This is a genomic window from Bacillus sp. ISL-47 (assembly GCF_018613175.1).
Lineage (GTDB): Bacteria > Bacillota > Bacilli > Bacillales > Cytobacillaceae > Cytobacillus.
In genome coordinates this window covers 1-24,736 of record NZ_JAGGQS010000061.1, presented here as the reverse complement: position 1 = coordinate 24,736, position 24,736 = coordinate 1, and the positions used below count along the sequence as shown (strand labels likewise).

The 24,736-nt window shown below is 42.2% G+C and carries 25 protein-coding genes and 1 other annotated feature; of the genes, 8 read left to right on the top strand and 17 right to left on the bottom strand.

Annotated elements, in window-relative coordinates; translation table 11 throughout:
* Window positions 1-4: 4 nt before the first annotated feature.
* Both J7I93_RS20340 and J7I93_RS20335 read right to left on the bottom strand, forming a co-directional pair.
* Window positions 5-1,192: an ABC transporter permease gene (locus J7I93_RS20340; protein WP_214727983.1), complete on the bottom strand. Its 1,188-nt coding sequence runs from the start codon at window positions 1,190-1,192 to the stop codon at window positions 5-7.
* Entirely contained in the window at window positions 1,179-1,898 is a 720-nt protein-coding gene (locus tag J7I93_RS20335; protein ID WP_214727981.1) for an ABC transporter ATP-binding protein, read from the bottom strand. The genes J7I93_RS20340 and J7I93_RS20335 overlap by 14 nt, the downstream gene beginning before the upstream one ends.
* Window positions 1,899-2,353: 455 nt before the next feature.
* Here J7I93_RS20335 and J7I93_RS20330 point away from each other — a divergent pair, with 455 nt between their 5' ends.
* On the top strand, window positions 2,354-2,575 hold the full coding sequence (locus tag J7I93_RS20330) for a DeoR family transcriptional regulator (protein WP_214727979.1): 222 nt from the start codon (window positions 2,354-2,356) through the stop codon (window positions 2,573-2,575).
* 64 nt (window positions 2,576-2,639) lie between these two features.
* On the opposite strand, the gene J7I93_RS20325 is transcribed toward J7I93_RS20330, so the two are convergent.
* Window positions 2,640-3,359, bottom strand: a complete 720-nt coding sequence (locus tag J7I93_RS20325) for a pseudouridine synthase (RefSeq protein ID WP_214727977.1) — start codon at window positions 3,357-3,359, stop codon at window positions 2,640-2,642.
* A 121-nt stretch (window positions 3,360-3,480) separates the two neighbouring features.
* On the opposite strand from J7I93_RS20325, the gene J7I93_RS20320 reads away from it, so the two are divergent.
* Entirely contained in the window at window positions 3,481-3,699 is a 219-nt protein-coding gene (locus tag J7I93_RS20320) for a hypothetical protein (RefSeq protein ID WP_214728007.1), read from the top strand.
* Between the two features lie 39 nt (window positions 3,700-3,738).
* Here the strand turns inward: J7I93_RS20320 and J7I93_RS20315 are convergent, their stop codons facing one another.
* On the bottom strand, window positions 3,739-5,355 hold the full coding sequence (locus tag J7I93_RS20315; RefSeq protein ID WP_214727975.1) for a putative polysaccharide biosynthesis protein: 1,617 nt from the start codon (window positions 5,353-5,355) through the stop codon (window positions 3,739-3,741).
* Between the two features lie 269 nt (window positions 5,356-5,624).
* On the opposite strand from J7I93_RS20315, the gene J7I93_RS20310 reads away from it, so the two are divergent.
* On the top strand, window positions 5,625-6,893 hold the full coding sequence (locus J7I93_RS20310; RefSeq protein ID WP_214727974.1) for a BaiN/RdsA family NAD(P)/FAD-dependent oxidoreductase: 1,269 nt from the start codon (window positions 5,625-5,627) through the stop codon (window positions 6,891-6,893).
* Window positions 6,894-6,923: 30 nt separating this feature from the next.
* Here the strand turns inward: J7I93_RS20310 and J7I93_RS20305 are convergent, their stop codons facing one another.
* From J7I93_RS20305 to J7I93_RS20275, 7 genes are all read right to left on the bottom strand, one after another.
* A complete protein-coding gene (locus J7I93_RS20305) occupies window positions 6,924-7,106 on the bottom strand; it encodes a sporulation protein Cse60 (RefSeq protein WP_214727972.1) in 183 nt (60 codons plus the stop codon).
* Between the two features lie 104 nt (window positions 7,107-7,210).
* The gene (locus J7I93_RS20300; RefSeq protein WP_214727970.1) at window positions 7,211-7,516 is read right to left on the bottom strand and encodes a rhodanese-like domain-containing protein; all 306 of its coding nucleotides are present in this window, start codon (window positions 7,514-7,516) and stop codon (window positions 7,211-7,213) included.
* Between the two features lie 500 nt (window positions 7,517-8,016).
* Window positions 8,017-10,434 (bottom strand): leucine--tRNA ligase, encoded by a 2,418-nt coding sequence (gene leuS / locus J7I93_RS20295; protein ID WP_214727968.1) that lies wholly within the window; start codon window positions 10,432-10,434, stop codon window positions 8,017-8,019.
* A 51-nt stretch (window positions 10,435-10,485) separates the two neighbouring features.
* Window positions 10,486-10,710 (bottom strand) — a binding site (T-box leader).
* A 404-nt stretch (window positions 10,711-11,114) separates the two neighbouring features.
* Entirely contained in the window at window positions 11,115-11,633 is a 519-nt protein-coding gene (locus J7I93_RS20290) for a CBO0543 family protein (protein ID WP_214727966.1), read from the bottom strand.
* A 173-nt stretch (window positions 11,634-11,806) separates the two neighbouring features.
* Window positions 11,807-12,583, bottom strand: a complete 777-nt coding sequence (locus J7I93_RS20285) for a 3-hydroxybutyrate dehydrogenase (protein ID WP_214727964.1) — start codon at window positions 12,581-12,583, stop codon at window positions 11,807-11,809.
* Between the two features lie 57 nt (window positions 12,584-12,640).
* Window positions 12,641-13,960 carry a GntP family permease gene (locus tag J7I93_RS20280; RefSeq protein ID WP_214727962.1) on the bottom strand — a complete coding sequence of 440 codons (1,320 nt, stop codon included), beginning with the start codon at window positions 13,958-13,960 and terminating at the stop codon, window positions 12,641-12,643.
* Between the two features lie 386 nt (window positions 13,961-14,346).
* Window positions 14,347-15,708, bottom strand: coding sequence for a sigma-54 interaction domain-containing protein (locus J7I93_RS20275; protein ID WP_214727960.1), 1,362 nt, complete (start codon window positions 15,706-15,708; stop codon window positions 14,347-14,349).
* A gap of 142 nt (window positions 15,709-15,850) precedes the next feature.
* Between J7I93_RS20275 and J7I93_RS20270 the strand changes: the two genes are divergently transcribed.
* Complete coding sequence (locus J7I93_RS20270) at window positions 15,851-16,201, top strand: hypothetical protein (RefSeq protein WP_214727958.1); 351 nt, start codon at window positions 15,851-15,853, stop codon at window positions 16,199-16,201.
* 193 nt (window positions 16,202-16,394) lie between these two features.
* Here J7I93_RS20270 and J7I93_RS20265 read toward each other — a convergent pair whose 3' ends face one another.
* From J7I93_RS20265 to J7I93_RS20255, 3 genes are all read right to left on the bottom strand, one after another.
* The gene (locus J7I93_RS20265) at window positions 16,395-17,576 is read right to left on the bottom strand and encodes an MDR family MFS transporter (protein WP_214727956.1); all 1,182 of its coding nucleotides are present in this window, start codon (window positions 17,574-17,576) and stop codon (window positions 16,395-16,397) included.
* A gap of 205 nt (window positions 17,577-17,781) precedes the next feature.
* A complete protein-coding gene (locus J7I93_RS20260; RefSeq protein ID WP_214727955.1) occupies window positions 17,782-17,964 on the bottom strand; it encodes a glycogen biosynthesis protein GlgD in 183 nt (60 codons plus the stop codon).
* A 13-nt stretch (window positions 17,965-17,977) separates the two neighbouring features.
* Complete coding sequence (locus J7I93_RS20255) at window positions 17,978-18,241, bottom strand: YtzC family protein (protein WP_214727954.1); 264 nt, start codon at window positions 18,239-18,241, stop codon at window positions 17,978-17,980.
* Window positions 18,242-18,569: 328 nt separating this feature from the next.
* Here J7I93_RS20255 and mnmL point away from each other — a divergent pair, with 328 nt between their 5' ends.
* Window positions 18,570-19,538, top strand: a complete 969-nt coding sequence (mnmL, locus tag J7I93_RS20250; protein WP_214727953.1) for a tRNA modification radical SAM protein MnmL/YtqA — start codon at window positions 18,570-18,572, stop codon at window positions 19,536-19,538.
* Window positions 19,535-20,107: a tRNA 5-(aminomethyl)-2-thiouridylate-methyltransferase MnmM gene (gene mnmM, locus J7I93_RS20245; protein ID WP_214727952.1), complete on the top strand. Its 573-nt coding sequence runs from the start codon at window positions 19,535-19,537 to the stop codon at window positions 20,105-20,107. Before mnmL ends, mnmM begins: the two co-directional genes overlap by 4 nt.
* Before the next feature lie 33 nt (window positions 20,108-20,140).
* Here mnmM and J7I93_RS20240 read toward each other — a convergent pair whose 3' ends face one another.
* Both J7I93_RS20240 and J7I93_RS20235 read right to left on the bottom strand, forming a co-directional pair.
* Window positions 20,141-21,238, bottom strand: coding sequence for a tetraprenyl-beta-curcumene synthase family protein (locus J7I93_RS20240; RefSeq protein ID WP_214727951.1), 1,098 nt, complete (start codon window positions 21,236-21,238; stop codon window positions 20,141-20,143).
* 228 nt (window positions 21,239-21,466) lie between these two features.
* Window positions 21,467-22,270, bottom strand: coding sequence for an alpha/beta hydrolase (locus J7I93_RS20235; RefSeq protein ID WP_214727950.1), 804 nt, complete (start codon window positions 22,268-22,270; stop codon window positions 21,467-21,469).
* A gap of 183 nt (window positions 22,271-22,453) precedes the next feature.
* On the opposite strand from J7I93_RS20235, the gene J7I93_RS20230 reads away from it, so the two are divergent.
* Both J7I93_RS20230 and J7I93_RS20225 read left to right on the top strand, forming a co-directional pair.
* Window positions 22,454-22,975: a gamma carbonic anhydrase gene (locus J7I93_RS20230; protein ID WP_214727948.1), complete on the top strand. Its 522-nt coding sequence runs from the start codon at window positions 22,454-22,456 to the stop codon at window positions 22,973-22,975.
* 396 nt (window positions 22,976-23,371) lie between these two features.
* On the top strand, window positions 23,372-24,211 hold the full coding sequence (locus J7I93_RS20225; protein WP_214727946.1) for a C39 family peptidase: 840 nt from the start codon (window positions 23,372-23,374) through the stop codon (window positions 24,209-24,211).
* A 38-nt stretch (window positions 24,212-24,249) separates the two neighbouring features.
* Here J7I93_RS20225 and J7I93_RS20220 read toward each other — a convergent pair.
* On the bottom strand, window positions 24,250-24,736 hold a 487-nt coding region (locus J7I93_RS20220; protein WP_214727944.1), incomplete at its 5' end, for an asparagine synthetase B family protein.

The window sequence follows — 24,736 nt, the reverse complement described above, 5'->3', positions numbered from 1 at the left end:
ATATTCAAGAACCAAACCCTCCAAGAATCCCAAACTTGGATAAAACGATTAACCAGCATGCCAGCACCAGCCCTAATAGCATAATCGCCAATAAAAACAATCCCCACACAGTTTTTTTCCTTGCAGAATAATAGAATTCCTTTTCACGATATTTTTTTGTAAAAGGATGGGACATAATGGCCTTATCCCAGGTAATCGACAGCCAGGAGTAGGCTAAAAAAAGGAATATGCCTAAAACAATTGCTTTTATCCATAAAGGTGGAATGATCATGATACCGGCAGCGCTTATCGATATGATCTGAAAATAACTGATGATATACGACGGGTTCCGGATAAATATCTTTAAAAATAATTCAATTAGTCCTGTAACCGGTGTCCTCTTTTTAAAGAGCCGTTTGGATTTTCGAAAAAACAGCGGTTTGCTGCGAATTGAAAAAGCAGGCTTTTCAATTTCAGGAGCCATCATAAAAATCCATTGAATATACTTTGTTTTTACCTTCTGATCCAGCTTAACTTCAAAGTCTATGGCCGAAACCCGATTTAACAGCTGGAATATTCGCGCAAGCGTACCTGCCAGGAGAACCGCTGACGTGATATAAACCGGCAAAACTTCCCCAAGATCCCAAAGGAAATAAACGAGCTGGCTGAACCAGCTAAACAAAACAAAAAGCAAAAAGCCCAGAACATATTTTTTAAATTTATTTTCAATCCTCTTCATCTGGTAGGAAACGGTCATAATCGTCCACTTCAGTATAAGGAAAAAAACGAGCAGGGCAGTAATCTGGCTCCATTCCAAAAAATATCTGTTTATTAGAAACGGTAATAGCAATAGAATCAATGCTGCTGTGCTGATTGCCTGAAGAAGAAACGAATAACCAAGCCCCCATTTTCTCATGCCTAAATAGAGACTCCTATTTTTAAAAAGAAACGCTTTATCTGCTTCCTGAACAAAAAGACGGACATTTCCCAGCCATGAGAATAAATAAAGCAAAAAGAAAAGCAGGAATAAGGGCAAGTTTGCAATCCAATCAGGCGTTTCAGTCCACCAGGAACGGTACATCATCACTAAAATGGCTGTTCCTGGAAGAAGGATGTACAGCCAGATCGTCCAATCTGCGATCGATCGGAATACGCCGTACTGATATTTCCAGCTGCTGATTAATCTACTAAAAAAGATATCAACGCTCCTCATTGCCGGCTCCCTCCGCAATTTGATGGAAACAATCATAGAGTGATCCTGACGGAAGACTGCATTGCTGCCTAATTTCACTTAAAGTACCCGATGCTTTGAGCTGGCCTTCATGCAGAATCAAAAAGCGGCTGCAGACTTTTTCTGCCGTATCAAGAACATGGGTAGACATAAGGATTCCTGCTCCTCTTCTCCTCTCTTTTACAATTGATTCAAGAAACAGTTTCATAGCATTCGGATCGAGGCCAATAAACGGTTCATCAATTATATAAACGTCCGGATTTGCAATCATAGCAAGAATCAGCATAGCCTTTTGCTGCATTCCTTTTGAGTAAGTTCCGGGGAACTTATGGGCATGCTCAGACAGCTTATATTGTTCCAAAAGACCTGCTGCCCTGTTTTTGAATTCTTTTTCAGGAAGCCCTTCTACAGCAGCCGCAAAGTCAAGATGCTCCCAGAGTGTCAGTTCATCGTAAAAAATAGGTCGTTCCGGAATATAAGAATAATTGGCCCCTTCCTTAAAATCTACTAACCCCTTTTTGTGCTCCAGCAGTCCCAGGATCGTTTTAATCGTGGTGCTTTTTCCTGCACCATTTGGTCCAATAAGGCCAATCAATTCTCCTTTCTTAAGTTCAAAATGAATATTATGTATAATCGAATTTTCATTTTCATAGCCTGCAGAGGCAATATCTACATTCAATAAATTCATTTTCTCTCTCCTCCTGTCTATTCTTACGGATGAGATTGGAAAAGGTTTACTATTTTTCATATATTCTCACAATATTTTTTGCCTTTTTTTGAATTTTCTGCACATAATACTAGCCTCCTGCACCATAAGGTATACTAAGAGGCAATTTCCCAGTGAATGTTTAACTCGCTATTTAAAGGGAAATGAAAATACATTAAAAAGGAGGGAGATGTACAGACTATAAACAGGAAGCATTATAAATATTTTGTAAATTTGTTTCCTTAAAGTAGAAATTATCAGATAATAGAGTTACAATATAGTCAGAGGTATGACATCTAGACTAAAAATATCCAGAATACAAAGGGGTTGTCTGGGGAAAAGAAAACTACATACTTTTGAAGGAACTTTTTCTTCAATGTAGCTGTCGGTTGCAGGGAATTGCCATGGGGTTTGAAAAAAGGATAGGGAGTGGTTTTTTGAAACCTTCAACTAACCGGATGTTAAACCGTGTAAAATCCGTCTACATGTTTATTAGTAAGCGCGGAACTGTAACAACTCAGGAGCTTGTAGAGGAATTTGGTATTACTCCTCGCACCATACAAAGAGATTTAAATGTCCTTGCTTACAATGACTTGGTTAAAAGCCCAAGCAGAGGCAAATGGACCATTACCCAAAAGAAAGTAAAGATTTCTTCTTAACACAAACGTTAACCAACATAATAGATTGAAAAAATCGCCCTCGTTAAGGGCGATTTTTTTGTCTTCATTTCACTTCATAATCTAGCAGCATTTCAAGCTCTTCTTCTGTCAATTCCCGATATTCTCCCAATTCCAATGTCTCATCAAGCCGGAGAGGCCCCATTGTAAGCCTTTTTAAATAAATGACTCTTTTACCGACAGCCTCAAACATTCTTTTCACCTGATGAAACTTTCCTTCTGTAATGGTTAATTCAATATCAGAGGTTATACCTGATTTTAAAATCTTAAGTTCTCCAGGCTTGGTTTCATAGCCATCATCCAAGATGACACCTTCTTTAAATGCGGCAATATCTTTATCTGTGACCTCACTGTCAATGACTGCAAAGTAGGTTTTAGGAACATGCTTCTTGGGAGAAAGCAGCCGATGTGCAAGCTGGCCGTCATTCGTCAGCAGCAAAAGACCCTCAGTATCCTTATCCAGACGGCCGACGGGAAACGGGGAAAAAACAAGGTCATCCATTTCCAGCAGGTCCACAACGGTTTCAAACTGGGTATCCTCAGTTGCTGAGATCACGCCAGGAGGTTTGTTCATCATTAAATAAATGAATTCCTTATACTCAACCCTCTCTCCATTAATCACTACAGCATCCTCTTCAGGATTTACATGGTGCTTCGGGTCTTTCACTTTTTCATCGTTAACCGTTACGGCTCCATCCTTTAAAAGCTTTTTAACATCTTTTCGGCTGCCATAGCCCAGATTGGCCAGCATTTTATCAATTCTCATCGTTGTTTGACCCTCCAATTCAAAAAATTTACATGGGCTACTGTCCATGTCACATCCGCACGCAATACATAGACTAATATCATATGTTCGAATAAAAAATATAAAAGAGGAGCTGATTAGTATGTACCCTCGCCAGCAAGGGCAAGGCATATATATTCCACTTCCCGGTATTTCGCCAGGTTATCCTGGATACCCGGGAGGAGGCAATACAGATAGACGACTCGACCGACTCGAACGCCAGGTGCAAAGGCTCGACCAGCAGGTTGACCGGCTCAATCGCAGGCTTGACCGGATCGAAAGGCGTCTCGGCATCGGCGACGGCGGCTATGGCCAGTATTAAATTAAGCGAAAAGGTCTCCATCTTGCGGAGACCTTTTTATTATGCCCTCAGCCTAAGCTTCTTCATCATTCTATCCACTCTTGACCCGAACAGGATAAAGATTAACTTTGTTCTGAAGCTCAAGTAGAAATAGATGCCCGCACCAGCTGCCGCACAGGTGGCGACAATGATGATCGCTTGTAAATCAGTTGCCGGCGATAAGAAAATGGTTAACGTTTTATAGACAATGCTTGTTGCGATGAACATACAAAATGTAAATAATACAATCAGCATGCCTCTTCTTAAGACAAGCTTAAACGGATATTTGGCATACGTTTTAATTACATATAGATTAATTAATATTGCCACTGTATAGCCAAGAGCTGTTGCGAAAACCGCTCCTTGTGTTTCAAACAGCTTAATAAGCGGAATATTCAAAGACAGCTTTACCAGCAGGCCTGTGAGCAAGCTGAGAATCGTAAAGCGCTGCTCATTGATTCCCTGCAAAATGGCTGCCGTAACCGAGAAATAGGCAAATAGGATTGCTACTGGTGCATAAGTTCGTAATACTTCAGTTCCCAGCTCTTTATGCTCGTAAAATAAAGTAAAGACCGGTTCTGCCAGCAGGGACAGGCCGACTACGGCAGGAAGAGTCAGAAACAGAAGGACCTGGAACGTCTGATTGAGCTGGCGGTTTAAATCTGACCGGTCTTCTTCCATAAACGCCTTTGTTACACTCGGAACAAGCGTCAGTGAAAAGGCTGTTGCCAATGATACCGGAATAATGACTAGCTTATGTGTTTCAAAGTTTAGGACAGAGAATGCTGCTACCGCATTTGCTTTCTCACCGATTGATGCCATTGCTCTCATAAAGGTAACCTGGTCAATAAACTGAAAAAGCGGATTTGCAAGACCTACAAACACAAAGGGAGCTGCATAAAGAATGATTTCTTTATAAATATCTTTTAGGGATATATCGACCGTTCCTTTATCATCCTCAAGCAATTTGTCCAAATGAGGCTTGCGCTTATACCAATACCAAAACAGAACCCCGAGACTGCCCAGCCCGCCAATAAACGCCGCAAAGGTGGCAACACTAATTGCGGCAGTAAGCGAGCCTTTCATTACGTTTAAGACAATATACGCACCGACCAGGACAAACAGGATTCGGACAATTTGTTCCACAACCTGTGAAACTGCTGTGGGCCCCATTGACTGATGGCCCTGAAAGAATCCTCTAATTAAGCTCATAAAAGGAATAATAATTAATGCAAATGAAACCGCCCGGATAACGGTGGTCACATCCCCAATGCTGACTTCAACATCTTTTCCTGCAAGTGTCATTTCAGCCACAACCGGAGCCATCAAAAATAAGATGAGAAACGAAAGTATTCCACTGGCCAGCATGATTACCAAGCCTGATTTAAAAAGCTTTCTGCCGACTGCATATTCCTCTATAGCGTTATATTTGGATATAAACTTCGAAACGGCCAGCGGCACACCCGCTGTCGCAATACTAATAAAGATCGTATAAGGTGTATACGAAAAGGAATAAAGCGCGGTTCCTTCCTTCCCGACAATATGGTAAAAAGGAATAACATAAAACAAACCAAGAACCTTTGAGATAATCGTCCCGAGCGTTAAAATGAAGGTTCCCTTTAAAAGCTTAGATGACATATAATCCCTTCCTTAAAAAACTGCAGCCTGCAATCTGTGAGAATCGTATGATAAGGCCGAAGCTAATAGCGACAATGATTTTACCATAAATAATATAAGAATTCGTCAATTTTCTATCTTTTTAGACACACTATTTGTAGTGTACTCTTCTTGACGAAGAAATGCCACTTACAAAACCTGTATATAACGGCATTATTTTTAGAAAACGGATAATTGCATTATAATAGAACTATTGCTTAAAAAGTGAATCAAGATAAGTTGGTGGAAATATGAAATATGATGTAATTGTAATTGGCGGAGGACCGTCAGGATTAATGGCTGCCATCGGAGCAGCCGAACAGAAGGCAAAAGTGCTTTTGATCGACAAAGGGGACAAGCTTGGCAGGAAGCTCGCGATTTCCGGCGGTGGCCGATGCAATGTCACAAATAGGCTGCCAGTAGACGAGATCATTAAACACATACCTGGGAATGGGCGTTTTTTGTATAGCGCCTTCTCCCTTTTCAGCAATGAGGATATTATTAGATTCTTTGAAAACCTGGGCATTAAACTGAAAGAAGAAGATCACGGACGGATGTTTCCGGTAACGGATAAAGCCCAATCTGTTGTGGATGCCCTGATCACAAAACTTAAAGAGTTAAAGGTAGATATTAAAACCAATAGCCCCATCCATGATGTCCATTATGAAAATGGCAGAGTGAAATCGGTAGAATTAAAGACAGGTGATGTTTATGATGCAGATGCTGTGGTCATTGCGGTCGGAGGTAAATCAGTCCCGCATACAGGTTCAACCGGAGATGGCTATGCATGGGCGAAAAAAGCGGGCCATACGATCACCGATCTTTTCCCAACCGAAGTTCCATTGACCTCTGCAGAAAGATTTATTAAGGAAAAAACGCTGCAGGGACTATCTCTTAGAAGTGTGGCGCTAAGCGTTCTAAATCCGAAAGGAAAAGCCCTTATCACCCATCGGATGGATATGATTTTTACTCATTTCGGCATTAGCGGCCCTGCCGTTTTGCGCTGCAGCCAGTATGTAGTGAAAGCAATGAAAAAATGGAATCTAAAAGAAGTTACAATGAATCTGGATACAGTTCCTGACACTAAAGAAGAACCCTTATTCCAGGAAGTTTCCAAAATGATTAAGGATGAACCGAAGAAAAGCATTAAGAATCTGCTTAAAGGGCTTCTGCCCGAAAGGTATTTACTGTTTCTTCTTTACCAAAATGAAATTGACCCTGCAGCACAGGGCGCCACTATCTCCAATGAAAAAATCAGAAGCTTTGTAAAAAGCTGCAAATCCTTTCAGTTTACGGTCAATGGCACTTTGCCGCTTGATAAAGCCTTTGTGACCGGCGGCGGTGTATCTGTTAAAGAAATTGAACCGCAAACGATGGCTTCGAAAAAGATGGAAGGCCTCTTCTTTTGTGGAGAAATCCTTGATATACACGGCTATACAGGCGGATATAACATTACATCCGCTCTCGTAACAGGCAGGCTTGCAGGGATCAATGCTGCAGGCTCCTCAAAAACCGTTTAGTAAAAATATAAGCCTGATGCTTGCCATGCATCAGGCTCTATATATGACCATCGCAGAAAAACAGTATATCTGCTCGTCATCATCCTCTTGTACTGCTGCCACATTATATTTTATATCCAGCAGCTTTTTCTCTTCGATTTTCTCTAAAAAGTGGTTCATATCCTTTTCTAGATCCTTTTCGTGTTCATGATCGAATAATTTCACCTTTATCACAGAACTCTTCCTTTCTGGCTTTTTTAATCAGTTTGGACAATTTTCTTAATTTTTAAAATTATAAACCCAAAAAAACGAAGCCTTGTCGGCTTCGCTTTTGTGTGTTATTCAGTTTTGCCCTGCCAGTTCATCATGCCGCCAACCATATTGCGGACCTTATAGCCTTGTTCATTCATATAGTGGCATACATTTCCGCTGCGGTTGCCGGAGCGGCAAATGAAAATGTATTCAGTGTCTTTATCAAATTTATCAAGGTTTTCCGGAATGGTCCCCATGCGGATATGCCTCGCTCCTGGAATCTTGCCAGATGCAACCTCATCATCTTCCCTTACATCCACAAGCTCAAGCTTCTCTCCTGCTTCCAGCTTCTTTTGCAATTCTTCTGTTGTAATTTCTTCAATACGGTCCATTACTAACACCCTTTCTAAAAAGCTTCTAAATATCAGGCATGTAGCATTGATAAATGCCGCCACTTCTATAATACCCTATATGGCACAAAAAATATAAAGTTCAGCTTTCTTTATGGAGTGGTTTTCTCCATAAAGATTAGCTGAACTTATCGGGCATTTACAGGCAGTTGGCTGATGCTTTTATTTTCAGGGTGCTCTCAAATTTCAGACTTGACCGCTGATATGCGATATGGCTAACTCTTTACACACTTCTCTGAGGGTAATGCCGGAAACTGGTACCACGTAACCCAATGCGCCTAGTTGATGATATTGGGGCTCGACTTGATGATATATAAAGAAATATGACAATAAAAATGTCAGTGTTGACGATATAGCCTTTTTCAAATTAATTTCAAGCTGTTTTATGCACTAACAGTACCTCTTTTTATTCCTTTTTTTCAGCATTTACACAAAAAACCACCCCTTTTTCCTAAAAAAGAGGTGGTTTCAGCTAAAAAGTCTTAATTTGCAACGATATTTACAAGTTTACCTGGTACTGCAATAACTTTGCGGACTGTTTTTCCGTCAATTTGCTCTTTTACCTTGTCATCGCCCATTGCGATTTGCTCCAATAGATCTTTCTTGGCATCTGCAGGAACCATTAGTTTGGCTTTTACTTTGCCGTTGATTTGGATCACGATTTCTACTTCGTCGTCAACCATTTTCGCTTCATCGTATGCAGGCCATGCTTCATAGGCAATCGATCCGCTATGGCCGAATTTTGACCAAAGCTCTTCTGATATATGAGGAGCGATAGGCGAAAGCATTTTTACAAAGCCTTCAACATAGCTTTTTGGAAGGACAGCAGCTTTATATGCTTCATTAATAAATACCATCATTTGTGAAATGGCTGTATTGAAGCGTAATCCTTCGTAGTCCTCAGTTACCTTTTTAACGGTTTGGTGGTATACCTTTTCCAGATTCGTGCCTTCTTCAGTGTCCTGGATTTTCGGACTTAATTCGCCGTTTTCTTCAACAAATAAGCGCCAGATGCGGTCTAGGAATCTTCTTGAACCGTCCAAACCATTTGTAGACCAGGCTATCGATGCTTCAAGCGGCCCCATGAACATTTCGTATAGGCGAAGTGTGTCTGCACCATGGCTCGCAACAATCTCATCCGGATTGACTACATTACCTTTTGACTTACTCATTTTTTCATTATTTTCGCCAAGGATCATCCCCTGGTTGAATAGCTTTTGGAAAGGCTCTTTCGTATGGACAACGCCTACATCATAAAGGACCTTATGCCAGAAGCGGGCATATAGAAGGTGAAGAACCGCATGTTCTGCTCCCCCGATATAGATATCAACCGGAAGCCATTCTTTTAATTTTTCAGGATCTGCAAGAGCTTCACTGTTTTTAGGATCGATATAGCGCAAGTAGTACCAGCAGCTTCCTGCCCATTGCGGCATTGTGTTTGTTTCTCTGCGGCCTTTTTTACCTGTTTCAGGGTCCACAACGTTAACCCACTCATCAATGTTGGCTAATGGAGACTCACCTGTGCCGGATGGTTTAATTTCCGTTGTCTTCGGAAGTACTAATGGCAGCTGCTCATCTGGAACGGCTGTCATTGTTCCGTCCTCCCAATGAATAATCGGGATTGGCTCTCCCCAGTAACGCTGGCGGCTGAATAGCCAGTCACGAAGTCGGTACGTAACCTTTTTCGTTCCAATGCCTTTTTCTTCAAGCCACGCGATGATTTTTTCGATGGCATCTTCTTTGTTTAAGTCATTAAGGAAATCAGAGTTTACATGCACGCCATCGCCAGTGTAGGCTTCTTTCTCAACGTCTCCGCCTGCAACTACCTCTTTAATTGGAAGTTCGAATTGCTTGGCAAACTCATAATCGCGTTCGTCATGAGCCGGAACAGCCATAATCGCGCCTGTTCCATAGCTTACTAAAACGTAGTCTGCAATCCAGATCGGCATTTTTTCGCCGTTAACGGGATTGACTGCATAGGCGCCAGTGAATACACCCGTTTTTTCTTTAGCCAAATCAGTACGCTCAAGATCGCTCTTGCTCTTTACTTTGTCAATGTACGCCTGAACCGCTTCACGCTGCTCATCCGTTGTAATTTTATCAACAAGCGCATGCTCTGGAGCCAGGACAGCATATGTTGCACCGAATAATGTGTCTGGGCGTGTTGTAAAAACAGTGAAAGTACCGTCATGGCCATCTATATTAAAGGTAACCTCTGCACCTTCTGAACGTCCGATCCAGTTTCTCTGCATGTCTTTAAGGCTTTCTGGCCAATCCAACAAATCAAGATCCTCAAGCAGGCGATCCGCATAAGCCGTAATTTTCAGCATCCACTGTCTCATTGGACGGCGCTCTACCGGATGGCCGCCACGCTCACTTTTTCCGTCAATAACCTCTTCATTGGCAAGAACAGTTCCCAATGCAGGGCACCAGTTAACAGCTACTTCATCAATGTAAGCTAGCCCTTTTTCATAAAGCTTTAAGAAAATCCATTGTGTCCATTTATAATATTCAGGATCTGTTGTATTGACTTCACGTTCCCAATCATATGAAAAGCCTAGTGCTTTAATCTGGCGGCGGAATGTATTGATATTTTGCTCTGTAAATTCTGCCGGATCATTCCCTGTATCAAGTGCATATTGCTCTGCAGGCAAACCGAATGCATCCCAGCCCATTGGGTGAAGGACGTTATAGCCCTGCATACGCTTCATGCGGGAAAGGATATCTGTTGCTGTATAGCCTTCCGGATGGCCAACATGAAGGCCTGCACCAGATGGATAAGGGAACATATCAAGCGCATAAAATTTGCGCTTGCCTTTATCTTCAGTTGTTTTAAATGTCTTATTTTCGTCCCAGTAGCTTTGCCACTTTTTTTCAATCTCCTGGTGATTGAAACTCATCTTTGTTTCCTCCTATTAGTGAAAATAAAATAAAAAAACCTCTCATCCCATAAAAGGGACGAGAGGATTATGTATAAATCTCCCGCGGTACCACCCACATTAGTGACCATGTCACTCGCTTCATTCATCCTTAACGCGGAATACGGCAAGCATTACTGCTACTTCACACTTGCTGCTCAAAGGCGAGTTCATGATGTGCCCGGCTGACTTGCACCGTCCGTCAACTCTCTACAATCGGGCTGAAGCACCATTACTATTCCTTATCTAAGCATTTATATATATGAGAATATAGCTATTGTAATAAATTTCCCGCCAGGTTGCAAGTAGGCTTATCCTGACAGGAAATTTAATATCTAAAATATGCAGAGAACACCGAATGTGTGCACAATTCCACATGTAATTTATTTTCTAAAAGATTGTTGTTTTTGAATAGATTTGTGAATAGAAACATTGTAAATAAGGTTGGTTGATTGGAGCGTAAGGTGCGAGACTCCAGCGGGAGGAGTGGGACAGGTGAGACCCCGCAGGCGCTGGCGCCGAGGAGGCTCACCGCCCGCCCCGCGGAAAGCGAGCATCCTGGAGCGGAAATCAACCTTTTCTTTCTACTTATTGAAAAAGCAACAAAATTTGTGAAAACAGAAATAAACAGCACCCCAATTACCCAGTGTTTCGCCCTAAATCTACTTCAAATCAGCAAGATGCGGATGGAAGAACCATAGAAGAATTGCGATAATAGGAACAGAAACCGCCAAAGCGATGCCGGGCTTTTTATAATGCATTCGCAGCATAATGAACATTATTGTATTGAAGAGTACAGACCACCAGAATCCCCAGCTGTTATCATATACGAACAATCCCTTCTTAGAAAACAAATACTCCAGCACTGAAAAATAACTGATCCAAACACCTATATATAGGAATTTTTTCTTTAGGTTCTTTTCAGGGAAGTAACGAAGATAGATCATAACGACGACTGGAATGATAATCAAGGTGAAGGTGATTTCAATCAGAGTGTGGTTTAGCCAATCGAAGGTAACGGCCCTGTAAGCCCAAAGCGTATGATTATAAAACAAAAAATTATAAAGGAAGTTTGCGATCATATAAAATTGGACGGTTGGATAATATTCCTTCCATCTTTTCCAATCAACAAATTTCCATGCGAAAAAAATATAAACAAGAACCACCAATAGTAAATACAAAATATCTCCACCAATTACCTGCAGGATTTAGGTATTTCCAATATACCCAAATTTTACGCTATTTTATTCAACTCCAGGATCAATAGAAAAAGAGGGCAGTAGCAGCCCTCTTTAATATGTAGATAAGATTCGATTCACTTGCAGTTCATAAAGGGTGTTTTAGGCCCCTATTATTACTGAACGGTATAGCCTCCATCAATAACTGCCGCCTGGCCCGTAATCCCTTTTGCTGATTCGCCAGCAAGGAAAATCGCATAGTCTGCAATTTCTTCAACGGTTAAAAGTCTCTTTTGCGGCACTAGTGGATAAATAACCTCTTCAAGTGCCTTTTCAAGCGGTACATTTCTCGTTTTGGCAAGATCATTCAGCTGGTTTCTTACCAGCGGAGTATCTACATAGCCCGGACAAATCGCATTAACAGTGATGCCTTCTTCGGCTGCCTCAAGTGCAGCGACCTTCGTAAGGCCAATTACTCCATGCTTCGCGCTATTATAAGCAGCTTTTCCTGCAAACCCTACCAATCCGTTAATTGAAGCCATATTGATGATTCTTCCTGATTTTTGCTTTTTCATAACAGGCATAACATGCTTAATCGCAACGAACGGCGCGGTCAGCATGACCTTAATGAGAAACTCAAATTTTTCAGTTGGAAAATCCTCAATAAACGAAACATGCTGCAGTCCTGCATTATTGATCAGGACATCCAGCGTCCCGAAATGGCTGACTGTTTCCTGGATCGCCTCTTGTATTTCCTGTTCAGAAGTAACATCGCATTTTAGCCCGATCGCTTCATACCCTTCACTGTTGAGAGTTTCTGCAGCTTTTTCGACGGCATCTTCCTGAATATCTGTCAAAACAATTTTAGACCCGTTTTCCGCAAACCTTTTTCCAATTTCGTAGCCTATTCCCTGAGCTGCTCCAGTTATAAATACTACTTTATTTTTCACCATAAGTATTCTCCTTTCAAAAACAAAGCTGGGGCCCGCTTGGATGAGCCCCTGCCGTAGTTAGATTCCTAGTCCAAGAGAGAACAAGACAATAGCCAGCGCAAGTCCGATTAGCGGAACGATAACCGTAACAGCTGCTACAGCTCCATATGCAGCCTGGTGGGTTTCCCCGCAAATCGCCCTGACAGTGGTAACGACATAGCCATTATGCGGCAGCGAGTCAAGGGCACCAGATGAAATGGCTACTGTCCTGTGGAGGGCTTCCGCATTGACACCCATATCCATATAATGCGGCGCCAATATTGGCAATGCGATTGCCTGGCCCCCTGAAGCCGAACCGGTCATACCGGCAATTACACTAACAGCAATTGCACCGCCAATCAGCGGACTTCCAGGAATGTTTGTCATCATATCTACTGCTGTTGCAAATGCAGGCACTGCCTTGGCAACCCCTCCAAATCCAACCACAGCAGCGGTATTACCGATAGCGATTAGCGCGCCAAGTGTTCCATCAGACACAGCATTCCAAAAGTTCGTAAAGTACTTGCGGTTTAACAAATATGTAGCAATGACACCGCCCAATAATGCAAGAATAAGTGCAGACTGTTTAAGCGAATCATGGAACACAAACGAGATAATTAATACAACGATTAACGGCACAACGCCCATGAAGGGGTGCGGCAGCTCTTTATTTTCAGTAACTGGATCCTGTTTGCGCGATTCGAAGGTTTCTCCTTTGTTCACAGCCTTCGTGATCATGCGCTTCAGCCACCAGTATCCGAATATCATCATAAACACAGCTGCGATTAAACTGACTTCCCATCCAGCATATGGAGTGGTTCCAAGGTATTCGATTGGAATCCAGTTTTGGATTTCCGGTGACCCGGCAGATGTCATGGTGAAAGTTACGGAACCAAAGGCAAGTGCTGCAGGGATAAACCTTCTTGGAAGATTAGCCTGCTTAAATAAACTTAAGGCCATTGGATATACGGAAAAAGCCACTACAAACAAGCTGACGCCTCCGTATGTTAAGATCGCACAGGAAGCAACAATGGCAAGTACCGCGTATTTCATGCCCAGCTTATCAACCACCATTTTAGACACACTGTCAGCCGCTCCGCTATCCTCCATTACTTTCCCAAATATCGCTCCCAATAGGAACATTAAGTACCATGAAGTAACGAAACCTGAAAAACCGGACATATAATTCCCGACCAGATTGGCCTCTCCTTCCCCAGCAAGCTGCGGAAACAGCGGCATTCCGCTAAAGACAGCTACAAACAGTGCAGACAATGGTCCTACAACCAATAGGTTCATCCCCCGCATCGTTAGGAAAATCAGCAGGGCGAGCCCTCCTATTAAACCGATCATACTTAGCATTGCATTTCCCCCTTTATTATTCTTAAATAGAAAAAACTAATTGGCAACCTCCTTCTTGTAACCGTTTGCAAAAAATAAGCTGAACCTTCGTTTTAAAACAGCAATCCGATAGTGGCTTATTTACTAATTGACATTGCAAGAAACATGCCAAATAGAACTACTTTATAGATAGGGGGATGATGAACTATTTATGAATCTTTATTCCGGAATTCCGGAATAAGCAAATAGCAAGGCCACCAAATATACCAGACAAGTTTTCAGATAATTATGTCTAAACCTTGATTAATTAAAAAGAAAATTACTACAATAAAAACAGTCCAGAAATTCGGAACGCATTCCGGGTTTCCGGACTACCTTTTCCTGGTTCTTCATTCTTCACCTTTTCTTTATTCAATTCCATATTTTTTTAGTTTTTCATACATAGAAGACTTGCTGATGCCAAGGGCTTTCGCTGCTTCGCGACGGTCATTGTTAAATTTGCTTAAGCTTTGTGTGAGGATACGCTTCTCTGTTTCTTCTAATATATCCTTCAGTTTCTTTTTGCCAACCGGATAAACAGCCGAATCTTTCAGGTAATCTGGCAATGATTCCGTTGAGATGGTTTCATTGCTGGTTAAATGCACGGATGCCTCTAAAACATTTTCCAGCTCTCTGATATTTCCCGGCCAGCTGTACTGGTGAAATTTTTCGATTACACCCTCGTCAATTGCACTGATTCTCTTGCCTGATTTTTTGGTGATTTTTTCTATAAAATAATCAATCAGGATAGTCAGATCCTCCAGCCTATCTCGCAATGGAGGAACCATAAACGGCACAACATTGATCCGATAAAATAAATCTTCCCTGAAACGTTTTTCTTCCATCATTTTTTCGAGCGGCCGATTGGTTGCAGCAATAATTCTGACATCCACATTAACAGGTTCAGTCGAACCAACGCTTTCGATTTCACCTTCCTGAAGAGCGCGCAATAGCTTTACTTGCATATTGAGAGGCATATCGCCAATTTCATCCAGAAACAATGTGCCTCCATCTGCGAGCTGGAACTTTCCTTTTTTGCCGCCTTTTTTCGCACCTGTAAAAGCTCCTTCCTCATAGCCGAACAACTCTGATTCCAGCAGATGCTCCGGGATGGCACCGCAGTTTATTTTTACGAACGGCTGATGGCTTCTGTTGCTGAGCTGGTGAATGCTATGGGCAAACAGCTCTTTTCCTGTCCCGCTTTCCCCTCTGATCAAAACGGAAATATCGCTTGCGGCTACCATTTTTACTTTTTCCTTTAGGCTCTGGATTTGTTTGGAGCTGCCCAAAATATCGTCGAGACTATATTTAACACTTCGGTCAATGTCCTGGATGTAGCTCTGGATTTTTGTCAGCATGCTCTTCACATGGCTGTTCATTTGCATCCATTCCTTTGTATCCCTGAAAAATACAGTCCCAAATGCTCCTAACACTTCCCCTCCCGCAACGATAGGAATGCGATTTGCAATCATATAATTGCCTTTAATGTATTGAAGGTCAGCAATTTCTTCCTTTCCTGTCGCGGCAACAATGTGCATCCGTGAATTTTCAATAACCTGGGCAACATGCACCCCCAGCACCTGCTCCCTCTCGGCCTCCAGAAAATCGCAGTAATTTTTATTGATATAAATAATTTTCCCTTCTCTATCAACTACCACCAGCCAGCCAAAAGCGTTTTCAACGATGGTTTCGACAATTTCAATTGGCAATTCAAATAATGCGTTTTTCATCTTAATCTCCTCTTTTAAGGCAAGCTCCATTTTATTAATTATTTTATCATATTTTTCTGACAACAAATTTGGCAATAAAGGTATTCTTCCCGCTTTTATTGCCCATACCATTATTAATCGGAAGCTTGGGGAGGTGTTTTGCATGAAAGGCATTTATTTTATCAATCCACATTGGCAGTCCGGAAAATTAACAAAAGAGGAAAGTTCTCAGTTACAAAAACAGGCGCTGGAAGATTACATTGAAGAACAGAATATTTTCACCGTAAAACTCAATCAATGGCAGCTGAACGATTATTACACGATTCCGCACGCCCTTCTATATGACTTAAAACAACATAGAGCGGACCTGGATGTTTTGCTTCTTTATTCGGAAGAGGTGCTGGAAGACTTTATTGACTCCTATCCAGCCAGATGGCTTATATTAAAAAGCTTTTTCAATGAGGTTGTATTTGCGGACAAGCAAAAGGAAGAATTTTTGGAAGGCGCCGGTTAAGGCTTCAGATATAGACTTGGCCGATAAAACTGATGGACTCGTTGATCTACCTAAAATTTCGTTGATATATTGATTTTTCCGTTGATATCTGGCTTAATTTCGTTGATATATTCAATTTTTCATTGATATCTGGCTATTTCGCTGAGAAATTTTATAAACAGAAAAACCTGCAGCGGCAAACTGCAGGCTTTTCTTATGAAGCATGTGCCAATTCTTTGGTCTCCTTCAATTTCCGGTCATATACCATGGTTGTTATGATAGCAAAAACATATAATACCATCAAAACAGCAAATAGCATGGAAATTCCATAAAGGTCAACCAAAATACCGCCCAATAAAGGTCCAATCATGCGGCCGCCTGTTGCTGTGCTGTTAACGATACCCTGGTAAAAGCCTTCTCGCCCTTTAGGCGCAAGCTGATTGGCAATCGTAGGCACCGCCGGCCAAATGAGCATTTCGCCAATCGTCAGAATCACCATTGCAGCAATAAAGGCAGAAAATTGCTGGGCGTTTGCCGCTACCGCAAAGGATCCAATAAAAATGACCATTCCAGCGATCATCTGGGACTTTAATGTTTTGAACCATTTTACCAAACCGCTTATAAAAGGCTGGCCAAGAACAATCAGCGCTCCGTTGATAGACCAAAGCAGGCTGTATTGCTTGAGAGAAATATTCATTTCCTGGGTATATGCTGCAATAGTGGATTGCCACTGCACATATCCAACCCAGCATAGTAAATATCCGACACATAGAATGAGTAATGCATATAGCTTTGTATAGTTTTTAACCACTCTATTTTCCTGTAGAATCGATGTTTGCTGGCCTGATATTGTATTAATGCCCCGATATCCGAATACGGCTATCAGCAGAAATACAATGTACATGAGTGTATTTGCCAGGAAAATTAGCTGGAACGAATACGATGCCACTAGGCCGCCAAGAGCTGCCCCAATCGCCACACCTGCATTCTGTGCCACATAAATGGCATTGAATGCCTTTCGCCCGCCTTCCTTCCAAACCGATCCCGCCATGGCAAACATCGATGGAAAAACAATCCCCGATCCAAAGCCTACAAATGTCAGAAACACCATATACGCTGGCCAGCCATGCCAAAAGGTCAGGCCAAGAAGCGCTATTACGGTAATCCCAATTCCGAGTAGAATGGACCGATAGCCGCCTATTTTATCAAAGAGACTTCCGCCAAACAAATTGCCCACGACACTGGCAGCCGAGTTCAGCATAAGGACAAGTCCTGCTACAGATAAAGATTTCCCTAAATGCTCATGAATGTAAATGGTATTTAAAGGCCACAAAAAAGAAGAGCCGGTTACATTCACTGCCATCCCAATAATTAAGAGCCATAAGGTACGCGGCATGTAAAAACGCCCCTTTAACATATTTATTTTACTTGCCGGAAGACACTTGCCCCCGGCACTATATTTCGAAATCCAAAATAATTTTAGTTGTTTTTTCCTGTCCTTGCAATAGTTTTCTATTCGATTATTATAGACAGAATAATTCTACTTTTTGACGCATAATAAAGCCCCGATACGAAGTGTATCGGGGCTTTTCCAAGTTTATTCAGGAGGATTGTTCAGGTTCCGGATGGAATTTTGATTTGACAGGCTGTCCGCCCGTGTTTTCATACTTCTTTTTCGATTGCTTTACTGCATCAAAATCCTGTCCTAGTTCAAGGTCCTGGCTGTTGACTCCGTTTCGTGTCTTTTGTTCAGGATTATTTTGCTTTGAACGTTTTTTTACCAAATCGATCACTCCTTTAATGAGGAAGTATTATCATCTGATTTTGGAGCTGCTGCAGCTGAAGCCTCATCCGGTGAAGCTGTTCGCGCTGCTGGGAATTGGCGCTATGGGCCATTTGAGTAATATCATTATAAGCAGCTTCTAAAGATTGAAGAGCACCGGAGTAATCCTCATCATTATAGTGTTCCTGTGTCCGCCCGGACTCAAACTGCTCTTGTGCAAAGCGGATCGCATCCTCACATTGCTGCAAGAGTGTATCCATCGATTCACGAGTTGCCATTTTACGTTCCCCTCCTTGAAGAATGGGTATAGAAGCATGCATGCTTCATGTATTAGTTTGTACATTTTTCCGCAATCCTTACTCCCCTATTTCCTGCCAATTCCCCTTGGATAAGGCTTTACGTTCATGTTAAGATTAATTTTGTTAAAACAAGCATTGCTATATGGGTGCACTTCAGTGCTACGTAATTTTATTAAAGGCTTTGTTAAAGCTAATTGTTGATTATGGCACTGAGTTACGGAAATCAACAGGCAAAATTAAAAGAGCTTTTATTAAAAATGTATGCTTTTAACCTTTATAGATAAGTTCACAAAGGGAGGGAACAGGTATGGATCTAACGAATCCTTTTCCGTTTGCATCTGATCATAAGCGATACCATACTTGGAATTATCATTTACGGAATGAATTTGGCCATAAAGTTTTCAAAGTAGCATTGGACGGCGGCTTTGATTGCCCTAACCGTGACGGTACTGTTGCACATGGCGGCTGCACCTTTTGCAGTGCGGCAGGCTCAGGGGATTTTGCCGGAAACCGTGCAGACGACTTGGAAATCCAGTTTCACGAAATCAAGGCAAAAATGCACAATAAATGGAAAGATGGCAAGTATATGGCCTACTTTCAGGCTTTTACAAACACACATGCACCTGTAGGAGTGCTGCGTGACATGTATGAAAGAGTGCTCGCACAGGAAGATGCAGTTGGCCTTTCCATCGCGACTCGCCCTGACTGCCTGCCTGATGATGTAGTTGAATACTTGGCTGAGCTTAACCAAAGAACCTACCTTTGGGTAGAGCTGGGGTTACAGACTGTTCATGAGCGGACAGGCCTGCTGATCAACCGCGCACATGACTACCAATGCTATATGGAGGGAGTAAACAAACTCCGCAAACATGGGATCCGCGTATGCTCCCATATTATTAATGGCCTTCCGCTTGAAACGCCCGAAATGATGATGGAAACTGCTTGTGAGGTTGCAAAGCTTGATGTACAGGGAATAAAGATTCACCTTCTCCATTTATTAAAGGGGACGCCCATGGTCAAGCAATTTGAAAAAGGCATGCTTGAGTTCATGTCTCTAGAAGAGTATGTAAACTTAGTATGCGACCAGCTGGAGATTTTACCTCCGGAAATGATTGTGCATCGAATTACGGGAGATGGTCCGATTGATTTGATGATTGGGCCGATGTGGAGCGTTAATAAATGGGAGGTTCTCAACAGCATTGATGCTGAATTAATGCGCAGAAACAGCTGGCAGGGGAAGTTTTATAGCCCAAGCCAATTGGAGGCAATGTCATGAAGCTTGAAAGAATACTACCTTTTGCAAGGCAGCTGCTTGAGAAAGCAGTATCGCCCGGAGACATCGTTATTGATGCCACTTTAGGGAATGGGCACGATACCGTTTATCTTGCCAACTTAGTTGGGCCAAACGGAAGGGTATATGGATTCGATATTCAGGAAGATGCAGTTATTAATACGAAAGCACGCCTGGCAGAGCATGATCTGGCTGACCGGGCTACCCTTTTTCACTCAGGACACGAATTTATACTTGAAAATGTACCGCCAGTTCATCATGGCAAAATAACCGCTGCCATTTTTAACTTAGGCTATTTGCCTGGAGGGGATAAATCAATTGTTACCCGGCCGCAAACAACTATTTCCGCAATCGACCAGCTGTTGGAGCTGATGGCGCCTGAAGGAATCATTCTTTTGGTCATTTATCACGGCCATATAGAAGGAGCAGTTGAACGGGATTATCTGCTCCGTTATGTGAAACAGCTGGACCAAAGCCTGGTCCATGTCCTGCAGTATCAGTTTATTAATCAAAAGAATCATCCTCCGTTTATAGTGGCGATTGAAAAACGGTAAACAAGTACAAAAAGCCTGCGTGAATGCAGGCTTTTATGTTTTTATAAATGCTTTGCCCACCCCGGCCGGCACCATTTTTTGCAGCGCGCGGTAAGCACGTCCGTTTATATAAAAGAAATAACTGACCATTCCGCCCGTTTTGATCATGCCTTTTGCTAATCGCTGCACATTCCTTTGTTTTCTAACTTTTTCATCTGATAAATAGATGCCCAGCAATCCGCGATTAATCAGTTTATGGAAATGCTTATGTGGCAGTTTTTCGGTATGCTTGTCCGCTTCAAGGACAAAGTGCTTGAGACGTGAAAACAGCTTTTCTTCATTTTCATAATAAAAACAAAAGTTTAAGTCCCCGCCTGCCCGATCTTCCTCCTGATCGATCAAATAATCCAGAAGAATGTGGAGGCCCTGGATATAAGGAAAATAGCCGTTGCGGATATTCACCGCATGTTCCTGCTTAAAATCATCTCTTAAGGCGTAAGAGACAAGGCAGAAAATTCCGAGCGTCGATCCGGAACAGGCTGAAAACTCATACCACTCCATTTCCGGAATATCTTCCCTGTATTGGTCAAACCAGTTTTGCAGTCGTGGAACACGCTCCTCCACAACCACATGTTTATGTATTTGCAGATCACAATAGTAGCGGCATAATTCAAGCAAATGGCTTTTTATATGAGTGTAATGCTCTAGTTCGGACAAAACCTCCCTGCAGGAAGCTGCTAGATCCGCAAGATAATTTCCATCATCCTGTTCGTTTCTCATATGATAATAATTTTTACTGGAGGCATCGATATTTAGGGCATCCTCCATTGACTCATGCAAAGCGGCAAAATCTCCAGGATCCAGTGAGGTACTGCGGTCACAAAGGTTATCCAAATAATCGCTGATTGTCTGATAAGCGACAATAAATTTAATGGCTTTCTCGTATTTTGCCTTGGCCATTAAAGACATAATCGCCCCTCCTTCGCAATGGAAGGTTTTGTTCTCAATGCTGGCAAGTGCCTGTTTCCTTAATTCTGGATCTGGGATGGCTTCTGCCCTGCTTTTCCAATATCCCAGCTCTTTGTGGACTGAAGGCAGAACTTTCCGATATACATGTGACATCAAACTAATTGGCATGGAAGGAACACTCATAACATTACCTACCTCCTTTGGCACAGGGCACCCGCTGTTTATTATTTATTAAAGTTGGTTAAACCTCTTAAAGCTATCCCCGAAAACTGCCGGGTTAACTCCAGCTATTTTTCATCTGACAGCCCATTTATTTTTAGAGGTACTAATTGATTAGTGACCTTTTGCTATCGTAAACCCATTATGGGTGTTAATCTTACTCCAAGCAGGCAGAGTTTGAATTTTCCCCTTTTACACAACATAACCTAACGCTTTTAGCTGGCTGTTAACAAAATCCTTCGCATACTCGAAGACTTCTTCCCGCTCAGGTTCATTAAAAACTTCATGATAGCATTTCGGCCATTCTTTGAATCTTTTTTCGGAGAATGGCGCGGAATTAAACCAATCCCTGACTGTAGTCTTATTGACAATTTTGTCATCTCCGCCCTGCAAAACGAGGAGCGGCACATCCTGTATTTTATCCAGATTTTCAAAGGCAATCTTGATGGATGCAACAAGCTCGCGGTACCACCTGACTGAAACCTTGGTTACATACAGGGAATCATTCAAATCTGCGTCACGCACATCCTGATTTCTGGTTGCCATCTCGACAGATAAGCCTGCATCCATTCTCAGGCTTGGCATCAATGTGTTAAGGCCAAGCGACAAAAAGTTAATGATTTTGGACGGCTGTGTGACCAGTCCTAAACACGGAGACGAAAGAATCACTCCAGCCAAATTCATTCTCTCCTCCTGCAGCAGCCTAATCGCAATCAGTCCGCCCATGCTATGGCCCAATAGAAAAACAGGCAATTCGAACTCACATGCAGCCTGTACCCAGTCCTTTACTTCCAGGATATATTCATCAAAGGAATCAATATGGCCTCTTCTTGACCTGGTCGTCATGCCCTGGCCAGGAAGATCTCCCATGATGACATGGAAACCGGCCAAGCGCCACATTTCAATCAGCCAGCCATAGCGGCGATGATGCTCCATAGCCCCATGCACCATGACAATAACGCCCTTTGCTTCTCCATCAGTTTCCCATTTCCACATAGTCCATCCCCCCAGCCTTTTATTACGAACTATCTTATGTAAATATATTATAGCCTAGATGCTTAAATTGTTCATGAATCAAACACTGCTAAAAATACGCTGATTCTTTTCGCTAATATAACGTTAAAAACGCTTCTTGTGATAGAATCAAAATAATCAAACTGCTTATAGGAGTGTTCAAAGATGATCTATCCATACAAAGACAAAGAACCCAAAATTGCAGAATCGGCGTTTATAGCTGATTTTACGACCATAACCGGAGACGTGGAGATCGGCGAGGAATCCAGTGTATGGTTTAATACCGTCATTCGCGGGGATGTAGCACCCGCCATTATCGGCAAAAAAGTCAATATTCAGGACAATTCGGTTCTGCATCAAAGTCCGAATAACCCATTAATATTGGAAGATGAAGTATCTATCGGCCATCAGGTAATCCTGCATAGCTGCATTATCCGCAAAAAAGCATTAATAGGAATGGGCTCCATTGTGCTGGATCGGGCGGAAATCGGCGAAGGGGCTTTCATTGGAGCGGGCAGTCTTGTTCCACAGGGCAAAAAAATCCCGCCTAATACGCTTGCCTTCGGAAGGCCGGCTAAGATAATCCGAGAGCTGACTCCCGAAGATATTCAAGATATGGAACGCATCAGCAGGGAATATGCCGAAAAAGGGCAATACTATAAGTCTTTGCAAAAGAGCTCCAAGTAATCCTTCTATCCTATTCCCTTATAAAATGAAGGGAACAAATTAAAAGAGTATGGGATATTGCCGATAATAAATTTAGGCTTTTTTCGCAAAGTTTGTTGCTTACAAACTAGTTTTAATTACTGAGTTGATTGGAGTGGAAGGCACTTGATCCTCGAAAATGCATTCGCATTTTCTTCGTGCGGTGTTTATTCGAAGGAGCTGATTCAGTGTCCTGCGGGAAGAGAGGGAGCGGGAGACCCCGCAGGCGTGAAACGCCGAGGAGGCTCCCGTTCCTCCCCGCGGGTTCGCTGCGTGACTGGAGCGGAAATCAACGGGCAAGCTTTATAGTCTAAATAAACAATCTATACAAAAAGAGTCTAAATTTAAAAAGGTACACCGATTTGGCGGGTGAAAAAATTGTATTTATATATAGCGGCAATAGTGGTTTTCCTTTTAATGATTGTGATATTCAGAAGAACATTGCTAAAAACTGCGCCAGTGTTTCTAATCGTTTTCATACTGATTTCCGCTGGATTTGTATATGATCATTTAGTTCGCCCAGCTTCAGCCGTTGATCAGCTAAAGTCTTGGCTAAGCGAACCGGTTAAGAAAACAAGTGCTTTTATAGAGACATCTGTTATTAAAATGAAAGATGCAACACTGATTGATGCTCCCGCTGTTAATCAATTTCCTGAACTGCCAAGAGGGTGCGAAGTAACTAGCCTTTCCATGCTCCTTCAGCATGCAGGCATCCAAGCTGATAAAATTACTCTGGCAAAAGAGATAAAGAAAAACCCTGAACCTTATACTATCGAAAACGGAAAAATTTATTTCGGCCATCCGAATGATGGATTTGTGGGCGATATGTACTCCTTTGATAATCCGGGACTCGGCGTTTACCATAAACCTGTGAAAGAGCTAGCCGAAAAGTATCTGCCAGGTTCCATTAAAGACCTTACCGGGTCCGATTTTACAGAATTAAAAATTCACCTATCAGATGGACGGCCTGTTTGGGTCATTACGAATACTGCATACCGAGTGCTGTCGGAAGATTTTTTCCAAACATGGCATACGCCAAGCGGTACAATCCAGATTACATATAAAGAGCATTCCGTCCTTCTTACAGGCTACGATCAGGAATATGTGTATTTCAACGACCCTCTTACAGGCGAAAAAAACAAACAAACACCCATCTCGGACTTTGAGGAAGCCTGGGTGCAGATGGGAAGACAAGCTATTACCTATCTTTCGCCATAAAAAATGTCCATCAGGATTACCCTGATGGACATTTTATTTTAGCCCTTTAGAGGCTGAAGATCCTTATCTACTAAATACTCTTTTTCAAAGGAGTATTTCTTTTCTACGTAAACTTGATGCCATACCATAAACATTAGAACAGTCCAGATTTTACGGCTGTTATCTGCTTTATCCTGACAATGATCTTCAAGAAGCCTTAACACATATTCTTTGTTGATCAAATGGTCTGTGCTGCTTTCACGAATAATATTTTTAGCCCAATCGTTCATTTCATCTTTCAGCCAATGGCGGATTGGAACCGGGAAGCCAAGCTTTTTGCGATTTAACACATGATCAGGCACAACACCTTCTGCCGCTTTGCGCAGAATGTACTTCGTTGTGCCATTTGCTGTTTTCAGGCTGGTCGGTATGTTGGAAGCTACCTCAAACACTTCTTTATCAAGGAAAGGAACACGAAGTTCAAGTGAATGGGCCATCGTCATTTTGTCCGCTTTTAATAAAATGTCTCCGCGCATCCATGTGTGA